Source organism: Streptomyces sp. CRN 30 (genome assembly GCF_034105845.1).
Genome location: NZ_JAVRHI010000257.1, coordinates 31,293 through 45,338 on the forward strand (window position 1 = coordinate 31,293; position 14,046 = coordinate 45,338).

General features: G+C 68.9%; 12 protein-coding genes and 1 pseudogene. 3 read left to right on the top strand and 10 right to left on the bottom strand.

Translation table 11 applies throughout. The features are described 5' to 3' along the window. Positions 1-316: 316 nt before the first annotated feature. The 8 genes from UW392_RS26825 to UW392_RS26860 all read right to left on the bottom strand — a co-directional run bounded on the left by UW392_RS26825 (position 317) and on the right by UW392_RS26860 (position 9,452). Positions 317-4,210, bottom strand: a complete 3,894-nt coding sequence (locus tag UW392_RS26825) for a caspase, EACC1-associated type (RefSeq protein WP_320777699.1) — start codon at positions 4,208-4,210, stop codon at positions 317-319. A gap of 6 nt (positions 4,211-4,216) precedes the next feature. Next, on the bottom strand, positions 4,217-4,603 hold the full coding sequence (locus UW392_RS26830; RefSeq protein WP_320777700.1) for an effector-associated constant component EACC1: 387 nt from the start codon (positions 4,601-4,603) through the stop codon (positions 4,217-4,219). Positions 4,604-4,838: 235 nt separating this feature from the next. Next, positions 4,839-6,176 (bottom strand): UDP-glucose/GDP-mannose dehydrogenase family protein, encoded by a 1,338-nt coding sequence (locus tag UW392_RS26835; protein ID WP_320777701.1) that lies wholly within the window; start codon positions 6,174-6,176, stop codon positions 4,839-4,841. A 104-nt stretch (positions 6,177-6,280) separates the two neighbouring features. Beyond that, positions 6,281-7,516, bottom strand: coding sequence for a hypothetical protein (locus UW392_RS26840; RefSeq protein WP_320777702.1), 1,236 nt, complete (start codon positions 7,514-7,516; stop codon positions 6,281-6,283). A gap of 205 nt (positions 7,517-7,721) precedes the next feature. Further along, a complete protein-coding gene (locus UW392_RS26845) occupies positions 7,722-7,973 on the bottom strand; it encodes a hypothetical protein (protein ID WP_320777703.1) in 252 nt (83 codons plus the stop codon). After that, the gene (locus UW392_RS26850; RefSeq protein WP_320777704.1) at positions 7,970-8,581 is read right to left on the bottom strand and encodes a hypothetical protein; all 612 of its coding nucleotides are present in this window, start codon (positions 8,579-8,581) and stop codon (positions 7,970-7,972) included. Before UW392_RS26850 ends, UW392_RS26845 begins: the two co-directional genes overlap by 4 nt. A 59-nt stretch (positions 8,582-8,640) precedes the next feature. Beyond that, on the bottom strand, positions 8,641-9,042 hold the full coding sequence (locus UW392_RS26855) for a DUF6415 family natural product biosynthesis protein (RefSeq protein WP_320777705.1): 402 nt from the start codon (positions 9,040-9,042) through the stop codon (positions 8,641-8,643). Continuing rightward, positions 9,039-9,452 carry an ATP-binding protein gene (locus tag UW392_RS26860; protein WP_320777706.1) on the bottom strand — a complete coding sequence of 138 codons (414 nt, stop codon included), beginning with the start codon at positions 9,450-9,452 and terminating at the stop codon, positions 9,039-9,041. Before UW392_RS26860 ends, UW392_RS26855 begins: the two co-directional genes overlap by 4 nt. 346 nt (positions 9,453-9,798) lie before the next feature. Between UW392_RS26860 and UW392_RS26865 the strand changes: the two genes are divergently transcribed. The 3 genes from UW392_RS26865 to UW392_RS26875 all read left to right on the top strand — a co-directional run bounded on the left by UW392_RS26865 (position 9,799) and on the right by UW392_RS26875 (position 12,478). Next, positions 9,799-10,746 (top strand): helix-turn-helix transcriptional regulator, encoded by a 948-nt coding sequence (locus UW392_RS26865; protein WP_320777707.1) that lies wholly within the window; start codon positions 9,799-9,801, stop codon positions 10,744-10,746. Continuing rightward, positions 10,703-10,999 (top strand): DUF397 domain-containing protein, encoded by a 297-nt coding sequence (locus tag UW392_RS26870; RefSeq protein WP_320777708.1) that lies wholly within the window; start codon positions 10,703-10,705, stop codon positions 10,997-10,999. The genes UW392_RS26865 and UW392_RS26870 overlap by 44 nt, the downstream gene beginning before the upstream one ends. A 180-nt stretch (positions 11,000-11,179) precedes the next feature. Continuing rightward, the gene (locus UW392_RS26875; RefSeq protein ID WP_320777709.1) at positions 11,180-12,478 is read left to right on the top strand and encodes a helix-turn-helix transcriptional regulator; all 1,299 of its coding nucleotides are present in this window, start codon (positions 11,180-11,182) and stop codon (positions 12,476-12,478) included. Here the strand turns inward: UW392_RS26875 and UW392_RS26880 are convergent, their stop codons facing one another. Together UW392_RS26880 and UW392_RS26885 are read right to left on the bottom strand one after the other, a co-directional pair. Further along, complete coding sequence (locus UW392_RS26880; protein ID WP_320777710.1) at positions 12,479-12,901, bottom strand: NUDIX domain-containing protein; 423 nt, start codon at positions 12,899-12,901, stop codon at positions 12,479-12,481. Between the two features lie 135 nt (positions 12,902-13,036). Then, positions 13,037-13,955 (bottom strand): annotated as a pseudogene (locus UW392_RS26885) (mobilization protein); the annotation flags it as partial. Between the last annotated feature and the right edge of the window lie 91 nt (positions 13,956-14,046).

Genomic DNA, 14,046 nt, shown 5'->3' on the forward strand with positions numbered 1-14,046 from the left:
AGTATGTGCTGGCTGTCCTGTGGCATTTGGTCGAGCTGCAGTCGACTCAGAACGAGCCGCTCGACCGTATCGTCATGGCACCGCTGTCAGCGTCGCCGAGTTGCAACGCCGGAACGTCTTGCCGGTCCCGGACACCGCCCGTCGTTCCGCGCCCGCACCGTTACAGACCGACCTCATCCCAGGGACCGAGGGCATTGAGGCGCGCGAGCCGCACGCTGTTGAGCCACTCACCGCAGAAGGAAGTTCTCCGGCTGCCACTCCCAGGCGGTCACGAAGGAGCGGGCATTCCGGTGCCACGCAACCGTCCCGTAGGCGCTCAGCCGATTAGCGGTGCCAGCGCGGTCCCGCCCGCGATGATTCGCCAGGCGGGCACCCGCACCGTACGGCTCACAGGGCAGGGTTTGGCCCCGTGGCCTCCGGAGGGCAGGCCGGTGAGCAGGTCGCCTCGCGCTTGGATCAGGCGAAGGTGCCGTGCGGGGTCCGCACCGGGCTCCGGGCCGGGGTCGATCAGCACCGCCGTGTTCCTGCCGGCGTCGGTGAACAGCAGGTCCACAGGGTGGCCGCCCACCAGTACGGCCCGTTCCAGATCGGTGACGCCCCGTGCGGCCAGGTATCGCTGCAGACGGTCGGCGAGGTCCTCGCGGGCCCCGGTCACCGCACCGGATGTGCTTATCTCGGTCCTCGTGCCGTCGTCGCCCGCTCCCCATGGTGCCGAACGCGCGGCGAGCAGGGCGGGCAGGCCGCTCTGGTCTTGCCAGAAGGCACGGCCGCCCACCGTGATCAGTTGCGACTTGGCCCGGGTGACCGCCACGTTCCACAGGTTGACCTGACTCGCGACCCAGTGTGTTGTGCGGGGCGGTGTGTTGGGTGCCGCGACCGGGCTGAGCACCATTACATCCCGCTGACCGCCTTGGAAAGTATGGACGGTGCCGACCCGGACGCGGTCGTCGTCTCGCCACATCCGTGCCAGTGTCTCCTTCTGCGCCCGGAACGGCGTGACCACTCCCACCGTCGCCTCCTGCGGAAGTCCTGCCAGTAGAGCGTCGACCACGCTGTGGACGGCCGCCGCCTCCTCTGCGTTCCGCCAGGACTGTCCGTCGATACCGCGCGCCGACTCTCCGGACGGTACGTCGACCCAGCCGAGCACCGGTGCCGGATCGGCCGCTCCCACCGGGTCGTACGCCGGCACCTGCCGTCGCACGTCGGTCAGCACTCGCAACCGGCCGCCATAGCAATGGCCGTTCACAATGTCAGCGATCCGAGGGTGGCAGCGGTAGTGCTCGTCGAGGAGCAGCGCGCTGTCACCGTGCTGTTCGGCCGCGTGGTACGAGGAGTACACGTGGTAGGTGAGGCGGTGGTGTTCCAGCTGTGCGGCGCTCAGCCCGGCCCGCACTCGTGCCTGACGTTCCTGCTGCGGTGACACGCCGGGAATGTGCCCGAGCTGCATGGGGTCACCGATGATCAGTGCCCGGCGGGCCCGGAACAGCAGCGGCAGCACCGACGGGATGGAGCACTGGCTGGCCTCGTCGATGACGACCAGATCGAACAGCTTTGGGGCGAGTTCCAGTTGTCGCACAGAGTGGGTGCTGACGGCCCACCCCTTGATGTGCGTCATCAGGTTTTTCTGGCTGCGCTGGTAGCCGGAGCGGCGGCGGAGCGCCTGGAGCCGCTGATTCATGAGCCCGGTGGCCCGGCCCAGGGCCTCGGCCGACAGGGCACGGGACAGTTCAGCTGACAGCCAGGACAGCGCCTCAGCCGCCGCGAGCCGGGACTGCTTGAGTCCTTCCTCGTCCCATTCCGCATGCCGGTGGACGAGTTCTCGCACCTCCCGCTCCACGGACACGATCCCGGCCAGCGATTCCAGCAGTTCGGGTGGCACGGGCCGTCCCGTCGCCCACTCGGGCCACGCCGGTCCGGCACCGTCCGCACGGTCCGCTCCAGCGGCGACGAGTGTGGCGAGTGTGCGTCCGCGCCGCCACGCCCCGAGCTGCCACCAGCGGGCCACGGCCGTCTTGCCTGCCCGCTCCGCCCACCGGCCCAGCGATACGACGCCGGCGACGTTCGCCGACCAGATCCCTTCGAGTAGGTGCAGGGGCAACTCCAGGTCCGCAGCCCGTTCCTCCCGGCTGCGGAGCAGCTCCAGCAGATGTCCTTCCTCGCCAACGCGGTGTGCAGCCTGTGCCCGCAGCCGTTCGGACGTCCCCCGGGTGTTGCGCAGCTCACCGCCCACTGTGGCCGATCCGCGTCGCGGCACCTCAGTCGGTTCGTCGAGCAGCCATTCCAGTTTGGCCGCTTCCCGCTCCAGCGCCTCCGCGTTGCCTGTCCGCATCAGCAGACCGGGCGCGATGTCGTCGCAGCGCTGGGCGACGACGTTCACGGCCTCGTTGTTCGTGGAGGCGACAAGCACCGACTGCCCCGCGGCCACACAGGTGGTGACGACCGCCGTGACGACTTCGCTCTTGCCCGTGCCGGGAGGCCCGGTCGCCACCGTCAGCGGCTGGGTCATCGCCGACGAGATCACCGATTCCTGGCTCTCGTTGCACGGTCCCGGAGCGATGGGCCTAACCGGGTCCGCAGCGACGGCAGTCGGCATCTGCCGAGCCTCTCCGTTCAGTAGGGCGTCCAGAGCAGTGCCCGTCATCTGTACTGTTCGCGTGGAGATCTGAAGCAGGTTGTCCACCAGAGCTTGGGTGGCCATGGTCTCCGCGCCCGAGGGCACGAGCAGCACGGCCGTGTTGTGCGCGCCGGGCCGCAGCGCCTGCATCACCGTGCGCTCGCTCAGCGCGGACGGGTCCAGCGGCTCGAGCTCCGGCAACCCGAGCTCGTCCAGCAGCTCCCGCACAGCGCGAAGCATCTGGGCGTCATTACCCTCCTGCCAGGCCGGCTGCCAGCGCGCGACCAGGTCGGCCGCGTCACTCGCGTCCAGGAGCTCCGCGACGACACCGCTGTGCAGAGAAGGCACACCGCTGGGCCGGAGCACATCCCGGCCCTCCTCGTCCGGCGCCAGTTCCATCTGCTGGATGAGCAACGGCGCCAGCTCCACCGTGGCGCGCCGTCCTCGGCCTGCGTCTCGCGCGGGCAGCGTGATCGCCGGATAGCCGTACCAGCATTCCTGCCGTGCCCCCGCCTCGGTGTCCGAGCCGCTCCGCCCCTCCGGCCGGGGCAGCGCTCCGGGCGCGACGATGTGCGGTCCCCGCCCCGACTGGATGGTTTCCTCACCCTGGGCCAACAGAAAGTACTTCTTGTTCCGGCCGCTGTTCCGTTCGGGCCGCATCCCGGCCGCCGCCTGCGCGGTGAGGCAGTCCGCGTAGTACCTCAGCAGCCCCTGCCGGTCGACGCCGTCCCGCTCGTCCGCCTCCGCTAGCTCCCGGGCCTTCAGCAGCGTGGGGGAATGCCGGACGGCTTCGGCACCGTCGTGAGGAAGCACGGGGAGCCGCACCGGCCGTGCCACTGACCGGGCAAAGGGAAGGCGACGCGTCGCCCTGATCGTGGACTTGGTGGGCCGCTGCTCCTCCGGTACGCCGTCGCGGGTCATCTCTGTGGTCAGGTAGTCGAAGAGGTCGTCCGGGGTGATCCAGCCGCCCTCTTTGATCCGGCCGCTACGCAGCCCCTCGACGATCTCCCCGGTGAACCGGGACGTGCCGAGGCTCGACCCGGGCGGCGCCATCGCGGAGGCTGCTTGGAGGGCGTCGGACGCAGTGATGAAGTACACGCCCGTCGGCCGTAGCAGCGTGCTCGGCGAGGGCGGGTCCGGTTCCCCCGACGGGCCCTTCGCGGTCCATCCCTGGACGACTGACCCACTGGAGCAACAGTCAAGCAGCACCAGCTTGGAGGCGGCCCGACAGGATTGGAGCATCCGCTCCAGAAATTCCGCCGGTACGGCCGTGCCAGGCAGGTCGGACGGGTTGGTGTCTCGGGTCAGGAAGTACAGCTGGCCGTCCTGCTCGCAGAACTCGCCGTGCCCGCTGAAGTAGAGCAGCGCGGTTTCGCTCGGCTGTCGCGCCTCCAGGAATGTCTCGACGGCGTGCAGCATTTCCGCCCGTGTCGGTTCTGCGGCCAGAGCGCACTCGTTGTACATGCCGATCTCGGTGTTCTCCAGCACTGCCTGCATGTAGTGCAGATCGGCGCGTACGGCCGGAAGGTCGGAGTAACTCTCGCTGTCGTACGTGGAGACGCCGACGAGCAACGCGTGCCGGTCGTTGTCGGTCATTGCCGCTCACCCCGTCGTCGCCGTGTCGCCGTCGCCGTCGTCCGTGATGAATCGCTCGATCAGCGTGTCGTCCTCGCGGGCCTCCTTGCCGGTGATGTGCAGGGTTGACCCGTCGGGACGCTTGACCACGATGGTGCGTTGCGGAACGCGCGCCAGCCACGTCTGCACCAGCGCGACCACGAACGAGCCGGCGCTCAGCAGCAACCCGACGGTCTCGACGGACGGCCCGCCCTTGTCGCCGACTCCTGCCGCGCTGCCGGACTTGGGCAGATCCAGCCCCGCAGACGGGTCCGCCTCGCCGAGCGCGGCGAGTAACTCGCGTGCGTCCTTACGGGCGCGCAGCGGATCATCGTCGATGACGGAGATCAGGTATCCGGTGTGATTGTCGGGCATGGCGGTCTTGTGCTCCCCCTGGATTCACCGGCCCTTTGCCGGGTGACCGAGACTAGTGTCCAGAACTGACAACACACGCCCACGAGCGCCGAAGGTCTCCGGCGTTGGCGTGAAACTGGCCGACGATGGCCGGGGGCACATGTGCCTTGCGTCGAGCACACTTCCGCGCTCACGTCTTTCCCGGCGTCCACGGGCGAAGTGTCCGTACAACGGTTCCGCAGCCCTGCCCGGGAAGTCAGACCGTCGCGCGCTGTACGGGACGACCAAGCTGGTGCACCGTCCAGCCGGCGTCGGTCCAAGTGTCCGTGTCGACGGCCGTGCGCACATCGACCAAAACCTGACGCCGAACCCGAGTCGCGGCCCTGGCAGGCAGAGCTGGATCCTGGGTGAACTGCGGCCAGTCAGTGGCCAGGACCACGACGTCCGCGTCCCGCAGGGCGGTGTCGAGGTCGTCCGCGTAGGTGTACTCGGGGTGCAGTCGGCGAGCGGCGGGCACGGACTCGGGGTCGTGAATGACGGTGCTTGCGGCGGATGAGTGCAGCAGGCCGGCCAAGTGCAGGGCGGGGGAGTTGCGGACGTCGCTGGTGCCTGCCTTGAAGGAGGCGCCGAGGACGGCGACGGTCGCTGTGTCGAGAGGGCGGCCGTGGGCGTGTTCGACGAGGTCGCGGGCGGCGTCCAGGCGGGCGTTATTGATGTGCTCGACCGCGTTGAGGAGGCCGGCGGCACCCGTCGCGCCGAGTTCGCCGACGCGGTGGGTGAAGGCGGCGACGTCCTTGGGGAGGCAGCCGCCGCCGTATCCGATGCCGGGGCGCATCCCGGCGTGTCCGATGCGGGGATCGATGCCGATGCCGTACGCCACGGTGGCGACGTCGGCGCCGGTGATCTCACAGACCTCCGCCATGGCGTTGATGTAGCTGATCTTCGTGGAGAGGTAGGCGTTCGCGGCGCTCTTGAGGACCTCGGCGGTGGCCGGGTCGGTCACGATCAGTTCGGCGTCACCGCGGGCGAGGATCGGCGCGTAGGCATCCCGTACGGCCTGCTCCGCTTCCGGGGCGGTCAGGCCCACGACGATCCGGTCCGGGCGCAGGGTGTCCGCGATGGCGTGGCCCTCGCGCAGGAACTCGGGGTTCCATACGAGGTGCACGTCGGGAGAACCCGCGTGCTCGTCGAGGATTTCCTGGAGGCGGGCGGCGGTGCCGACCGTGACGGTGGACTTGCCGATGATCGTGGCGGGCCGGGTGAGCAGCGGGACCAGAGCGCGCACCGCGCCGATGACCTGGCCGACGTCGTAGCCACGGCCGTCGCTGCGGAGCGGCGTGCCCACGGCGATGAAGTGCAGATCGGCCCAGTCGGCGGCTTCGTGCAGGCTGGTGGTGAACCGCAGTCGGCCGCCGGAGACGTGTTTGTCCAGGAGTTCGTCCAGATCCTTCTCGTAGAAGACGCTGCGGCCGGTCTGCAGGATCTTGCAGGTGTCGGGGTTCAGTTCGACCCCGAGGACCTCGTGGCCGAGTTCGGCCATCGCGGCGGCGTGCGGGGTGCCGAGGTGCCCGCATCCGATCACTGAAACGCGCATGGGTGTCCTTGTCGTCGGTCGGGTGCCGTGGGACGTGAGCAGGGCGCCCCACGGCGCGGTATTGCCCCCGCAACGACGGGTGTCGAGCTTTGGTCACCCGTCGGTCAGAGGGTGATGCCGAGGAGGTCGCACAGGCGTCCGAGCGCCGGGACGGCTCGCGCGCGGACGACGACGTCGCCTTCGCGGGCCCCCTCGATGGGGTACGCCTTGAAGACACCGTTCTCGGTCAGTCCCTCGGGGTCGACGAAGAAGAGGCGCAGCCCCCTTTCCCGGGCCCGTCGCTGGACCTCGCGCCGGTCGGCGTGCAGGCCGATGACCAGGAGCGCCTTCGCTTCGTCGAGGAGCGGTACCGGTGGGACCTTCTGGTCGTAGCGGCGGACGAACACCTCGGGCAGGCCGGCTCGTGCGGCGAGGACGTCGAAGTTGTGGGTGATGACCGGACCGACCAGGTGTCCGGCTGCGTGCAAAGCCGCGAGGGCGTGGTGGGCGGGGGTGGGCTCGGCGGTGAAGCAGGCGGCGAACATGCGGGTGAAAGAGCCCGCCTTGTGCGTGGCGTCGAGGAGGACCTCTTGTACGAGGGTGTCGGCCTGCGGGCTGAGGGTGAAGGCGTGGGACTGGGTGAGGGCGTTGTCCCTTCGAGTCGTGACTCGGTAGACCTCGTGCAGGAAGTGCAGGGGCGGGATGCCGGCCTCGATCGACGTGCCACAGCCCACCTCGACCTGGAAGGGCAGGAAGTCGAGGAGACCGGTCAGGTCTTCGGCGTAGATGGGGTTGCCGCGTCGCTCCTTGATCCGGATGCCGCCGGCGAGGACGTTCCACGGGAGGTTGCGCAGGCAGCGGGAGGGCTCGCGGTAGCCCTCCGAGGTGATCAGGACGTCCAGCGAGCGGAATCCGGAGGGTGTGTCTCGGTCGGCGCGCTCGTCCTGGGGGTGGTCGTCGTACTCGTGCAGAGTGACGACCAGGTCCCCGCGGTGCCAACCGTCGGCCTTCATCTTCCAGCGGCCTTCGGCGAGCCAGCCCAGCAGACGCTTGCCGTAGGTGCCGATCTCCTCGGCAGGCGCCGTGTGGGAGACGTACAGGTACAGCTCCGAAAGCACCAGACGGGGGACGGGGAACGTGTAGTCCAGGTCGTAGTCGTACCGGTAGTGGACGATGCGACGGCGGCCTTCGGTGTCCTCGCTCCAGCCGGACTGCTCGGCGTTCGCGGGGTCCTGGGTGCGGCGCCAGATCCCTTCCTCGACGCTGCGGGGACGCTCGTGGCCGTCTCCGGCGAAGTGCTGGTTCCAGTTCCTGACCTGTGTGCTGGACAGTTGATCGATGACGGGGTGGGGCAGGTACATAGCTGACGTCCTTCATGGTGACTGTCCGGGCTGCTGAGTGGCCGCGGACGAACTGGGGCGCGGTCGAGCGATGAGGCGGTTTTCGTTCGGGGCTTGATGGCAGTCGACCAGCGGCCTGGCCGACCCAGTGGTCGACTGTCGAGGCGTGCACGCCGTATGCAAGTCGTGCATGTGTGGTTGCAGGACAGCGGCGGGCCCCACGGAGTCACCGCTCCGTTCGGTCCGGGTAGGTCTCCGGGTCGTCGACGTCCAGCCTGAGGAGGGACCGGTCGAGGAGGCGGTACAGGTCCCGTTGGGTGAAGTGCCGGCACCACCACTCCTCTATCGTCGACCGGAGGCGCCAGAAGTGGTCCGTGGGCGTCGGCCTGGGTGGATCGAGAATGCGTCGGATGTTGCGCTGCCGGTTCAGCTCCACCTGCGGCAAGTGGGCCTTGGACTGCGGCTTCGGGCGTCTCATGCGGCTCCCTCCAGGCTCTTCACTAGTTCCTGTAGGTCGACGAGTCGGAAGTCCGTGAAGCGGCGGATCAGCTTGGAGGCGAGGAACGTTGTCAGGTTGGTGTGGCCGTAGGGCAAGGCGAAGTCCGGAGTGTCGGCTACGACGTCGATGCCGTCGGCGCCGTATCCGTACAGGTAGCCCTCGACGCCGTAGAGCGGCGCGCGCTGTACCAGGTAGACCCTCGGATGCCCGTCGAGAGCTGGACAGAATGTGACCGAGGGGCGGATGTGACGGGCACAGACAGGCGGCTGGTGAGTGATTTCCAGCGTCCTGTGTGGCGACGTCCAGTCCGGTGGCGCCAAGAAGACCCATCCCAGCGGCGTCTTCGCCGGGCGGACGCACACTTGGCACCGCAGACGCAGCATGCACTCGCGCTGCCTCAACGGGTGCATCTCCAGCCACCGTGGCTCGCCAGTGAGCATCCCTCGGCGGTTCAGCGGGTTCTGCCCGCATCGGGCCCACAGCACTCCGCGCAGGTCACGGTCCTCCCTCCGCTCGTCGACGTAACCCAGTTCGAATTGGCTCGTAGGCCAGCGGTGGCGAAACGTCAGCTGGGAGTGCGGCACCATGTCCTCGCCCCTGCGACGAGTGACGTAGGGGACCAGGGTCGGTCCTCGTAGCGTGTCCATCAGTCGATGTCCAAGAGGTAGCGTTGCTCGATGAGGTGGTCGAGGAGGTCGGACACGTTCCACGCCAGGCGCCGCACCAGCCCCAGCGACGGTCCACGGCCATTGGACGTCGGCTCGGCCGCCAGTGAGCGGCCGCACTGGATGAGCGTGTGGAGGGTCGGATCCGTGGAAGCGCCCCCGTCGGTGACGACGACCTCGGCCAGGTCGGTCAGTGAGGCGCGTAGGTGTTCCGTGATCGCAGCCACCTGGCCGACGTCCGGTGGTCGTTCTCCCAGCACCAGGTCCAAGGCGTCGAATACCGACGCGAGGTCCACCGGCTGCCAGCGCCGCTTCAGACAGTCGAGTACTGTCCGTAGCTCGCCGGTGTCCAGCGGAGAGCGCCACGTTGCCGCGGCGGTCATGCGGGCGGCACCTTCACAATGGCCCAGACCGTCTTGCCCCAGTGCGTGCGGTCGTAGCCCCAGCCGGCGCTCAGCTTGTCCACGAGGAGCAGCCCCCGTCCGTCCTCGGCGATGGTGTCCGCGCCGCGAACCACCGGAACCTGCCGGTTCCTGTCCGAGACCAGGACCTTGACGGTCCGGGCATCGGTGCGCGAGATCCTGATCCGGAAGCTGGGACGTCCGGAGTGCAGGATGGCGTTCGTCGCGAGTTCGGAGGCGACGAGTGCGACGGTGTCGACGGCGGCGGTCATTCCCCATCGCCGCAGCGCGGTGGAGATGAGTCGACGAACCCCCTCGGCTGACTGCCTGAGGCACGGCAGTGTCTCGGTGTAGCTGGGCGTCGCGGTACCCGCGTCTCTGCTACCGGTCATGATCACAACGTGGTCCCTCCGTGGGGGTGGGTGCGGTCCAGGCCGGTGAGGGGTGAGGACCGTGCTGCTGGCTCCCGAGAACCGCCGCTTCCCGTCGGCGTGACCAGCGGGGCGGGGCCTGTGTCATTCCGAGCCTTCGGACGTCCAGCGCGTTGGGCTACGACAGGACGGACGGCATGGCACTGAGATGCAAGCTTCAGTGCCTGTCTGGCAGGGGTTGTGTTGGCTCAACTACCGTGGCGGTAGACCGCATAGAGAATCAACTGGATCCCCGCTGAAAATTCAGTGGAGGCGTAAATGGACTATGCCGGAACCTGCGCAGGGGGCTGCACCGACTGCACGGTGGATGCCACACTCTGCGCAGGGTCATACTCGACCAGCGCGTAAGCGTGGGGGTGGTGCACAGGTGGCGGCAAGGCGAGGGGCGACCGGGCGACGACTGGAGCTCGGTATCCAACTCAGACAACTGCGCGAGAACTGCCCGCCGGTCGAAGACGGCAGGGCGCGAGGGATGACCCGAAAGGACGCCGTACGTGGTCTCAGGGCCTTGTCCGAGGCGTCGCTCGCCCGGATCGAGAACGGCGAACTCAACTTCCGAAGAAACCCCGGGGATCTGCGCCTGCTGCTGCGACGGTACAAGGTCGACGACGAGGAACTGGTCGAGCAGTTGGTCGAGCTGAACCGAGAGGCTCCGAACGACGACTGGCTCACGCAGTACCGCGCGTTCATGCCGACGGGGATGCCGCACTTCGTCGGCCTGGAGGCCGAAGCGAGGGAAATTCTGGCCTACCACCCGACCGTCGTGTACGGCCTGCTGCAGACGGAGAGCTATGCGCGGGCCCTCTTCGAGGTGCAGCGCCCCGTCGAGGACACCACGAGTGAGTTCGTACGCCGCAACGTCGACCTGCGGATGGAGCGGAAGCGCAGAACACTGGAACGTGACGACGTGCGGCTTCGCGTCGTTCTCGGGGAGGCGGCTCTGCGCATTCCCGTCGGGGACGAGGACACCATGCGGGAGCAGTACCACGAGATCATCAAGCTGGCCCGGCAGGACCACATCTCGATCCAGGTTCTGCCGTTCAAGCGCGGCTACCGCTCAAGCAACGACTTCACGATCCTGGACCTGGGCGAACTTCCGTCCCGGATCCAGACGGACAACGCGTGGGGAGCCGTCTCCACATCGGACAAGCCCCGCGAAGTCGACCGGTTCACACGCCGGTTCAGCGCGATGGTCGGGGCCGCACTCGGCCTTGAGGAAACCATCGCATTCCTCGAACAACTCACCGGAAAGTAGCGGAGCCATCAACACTCATCGCATACCCCAGCCGTCCACTGACGTCGCCCCCGAAGCAGCCTGGTTCAAGTCCTCCTACAGCGACGGCACCGGCAACAACTGCGTCGAGGCCGCCGACCTGAAGAGCACGCAGGTCGGGGTCCGCGACTCCAAGAACAAGCAGGGCCCCGCACTGGTCTTCCGGCGCAGCGCGTGGACCTCCTTCATCACCGGAGTGAGCCACGGCGACCTCCCCACTGACGCATACGTCTGATCCGAGTGGTCCCGCGACCTGATGGCCCCTTCACTGTGTGAGGGGGCCGTTCGGGACGTGAGTTCGAGGGTCGCTCATCTTCTCCGGCCGGTGTGCAGATACTGCACACGACGTCGACGCGGCCCCACCCAGTTCGTACGGTGGGGTCCCCAGTTCTCTGGGCATGCGGGAGGGCTGACGATGCTCGCCATCGGATCAGGCGTCTGGACCTCTGCGGAGGCGCACGCCCTCGTCCGGCAGCGCACCCCGGGCGGCCTCATCCGCCTGGGCCGTCTGCTGCGAGGCTGGAAACAGGCCGACCTCGGCACTCTGATCGGATGCTCCGCCTCCACCGTCTCCCGGCTGGAGGGATCGAGACGCGTCACCGACATGGCATTGCTTCGCGCAGCAGCCGACGCGGTCGGCCTCCCGTCACCCTTACTGGCGGCAGCCTGTGGCTTCACCGATGTCGCGGCGTCCTCCGGCACTACAGTGGCGCACGACGCCCAGCGTGACGCCGAGGAGGACCCTATGCGCCGCCGCACTCTGCTCGCCGCAGCGGGAACGGCGGTGCCCGCCTCGCTGCTCCTGGCCGTGGACAACGCCTTGGCCGGCACACCGAGTCCGTCCGGCGACGCCGCTCCCGTCGCTGCCCGGCTCGCCGCCGCGCGCGGTCGCTTCGACGCGGGACAGCACGCGGCGCTGCTCCGTGACCTCCCCGGCGTCCTGGGGGACGCCCACCACGCGGCACGGACCAGGGCAGACCTCGATCACGCCCGCCTGTCCGCTTGTTACACCCTGACCTCGCAGGTACTGGTGAAAATCGGTCGGCACGACCGTGCGCGGATTACCGCTGACCGGGCCATGACGTACGCCTCCCTGTCTGGCTCGCCGCTCGCCGCCGCAGCGGCGGCCCGGGAACTTGCCATCGTGCTCCGTCACCAGGACCAGCCGGCCGCGGCGCAGCGGCTCATTCTGAACGCGGTCGCGGATGTGGAGGCGACGGGGCTGGCGACCGATGCACAAGCCGCCGCGTACGCACAGATGCTATGCACCACTTCGTACACCGCGGCGCGCGCTGGAGACCGTGGGCAGGCCCTGGACATGATCGGTGAAGCCCGACGAGCGGCTCGACGCCTGCCGGAGGCTCCCCTCGCCGGGGGCCTGTTCCGCATCTCACCCGCAGCGGTGAATCTCTACGCCGTGGGTGTCCACTGGGCCCTCGGTGACGCGGGGGCGGCGCTCGACGCCGGCCGTGACCTGCGAGCCGACCTGTTTCCGACCCCGGAACGCAAGAGCCGCATGCACACCGACATGGCCCGTGCCTGGTGGCAGTGGGGAAAGCCGGAGCAGACCGCCCGAGAGCTGCTCGCCGCCATACGGGTCAGTCCGGGCGAGGTACGCGACCGGCCAGCGATTCGCACCATCGTCGGAGACCTGTCTTCCCGTCACTCGCGTACACCCGGTGTACGGGAACTCGCGCTCGCGGTCACCCGCTGACTAGACGAGAGGCCGGGTCCGGTCGAGGCTGACGGCGGCTTCGACCCATGGGCTCATGCGCAGGCGCGGCATCACGTCGGCCGAGAACCAGTGGAGCATCACGCCCTCCGTCAGCGGTAGCGCTGCGGCGTCGCCGTTCCACCGGCCGCGGAAGACCTGGACGTAGCCCTTGACCGTGCCGTCCGGGACGGCGATCTCGGCCACGGTGAACCGTTTGAGATCAGGGGTGGTCAGGCCGGTCTCCTCGGCCAGTTCCCGCCGGATGGCGTCCTCAAGACTCTCCCCGTGCTCTCGATTGCCACCGGGCACCGACCAGACGCCCGGGTCGCAGATGCCGAGGATGTTGTCGCGCAGGTGCAGCAGATACTCCTGACGGTCGTTGACGAGCATGGCCGCAGTTCCCCTGATCTGGTCATCGTTCATGCGTGCAGCATGGCGTGGCTTCGGCCCAGACGGGGTGACCACTCTCGTAACAGCGCGAGCGTTATTCCGGTCGGGGTACGGGGAAGGGGCGGACAGTGGCGGGGCGCAGGGTCCCGAGTCGGACGGCAGCGCAGGTCATGGTTGGTGTCTCGGTCGTCGAGAATTTCGTTGGCTTGGCGGGACTGCCGGTGCCGGTGTGGTGGGGGCGCCGGGGATGGTGGTGTTTGTGTCGGCGGGCAGTTCTGCGACCCGGCGGAGTCGCCACACGAGTACGTCGCTGACGGAGTCCGCCGTGCCGAGTTCCCGTCGTGCTGTGGCTTCGGCAAGGAGGGCTGCCGGGTCGTGGCCGGCGGTTTCGGCGTCGGTGAGGGTGGCGGCGAGGGCGTACCAGCCTGGTTCGGCGAGGATGCGCCCGGCCAGTTCTGGTATCGCCTGGTGCACCACCGTGCTCTGCTGGTCCAGCCGGGTGCGGCTCAGTTGTCGGCCGCGCCGGTACATGCTGTTGAGGGGGTGGGCGGCGGCGGTCCGGTAGGCGGCGCGCAGGTGCTCCGCGGCCCGGTGTGCGGCGGCGGCCTGCTGGGCGTGGCCCTTCTTCGCGTGCCAGTGGCCGGCCGCGGTGATGAGGAAGAACAGCATGTCGATGGCCATCGCGGTGGTCGCGCCGTCTTCGCCGCGGCCGAGGGCAGTGCCGGTATGGACGAGGGCGCGGGCGGCCTGGCGCAGGGCGTGGACGTGGGAGCGGGAGGCGCGCTCGAATGCGCGGGCCGCGTCGCGCAGGGTGTGGCGGGTGCGGGCGGTGGATGTCTGGACCAGTGCGTCGAGGACTTCGCCGGCTGCGGCGATGTGTCCGGCGGCCACCCGTGTCGTCGCCGTGCTCGATGACCAGGATTGCCTGCCAGGCGGCGGAGGCGGTGCTGTGGCGTGCGGCAGCCGCCGTGGGCGGTGTACCGCGTCCGGCCGGGTCGGTGGTCGGGCTGAGGGGGGCGGCAGCGTCTCGGGCGGGGGTGTCGGTGGTCCAGCGCTCGCGGATGCGGGCATCGGCCAGCTCCAGCGCCGAGACCGGTTCGTCCGGCGGGATTTCCGTGGCCGCGGCGGCCTCCGGGTCGAGGTCGCGGGCGGCGAGGATCGCGTCGATGCGGGCCATG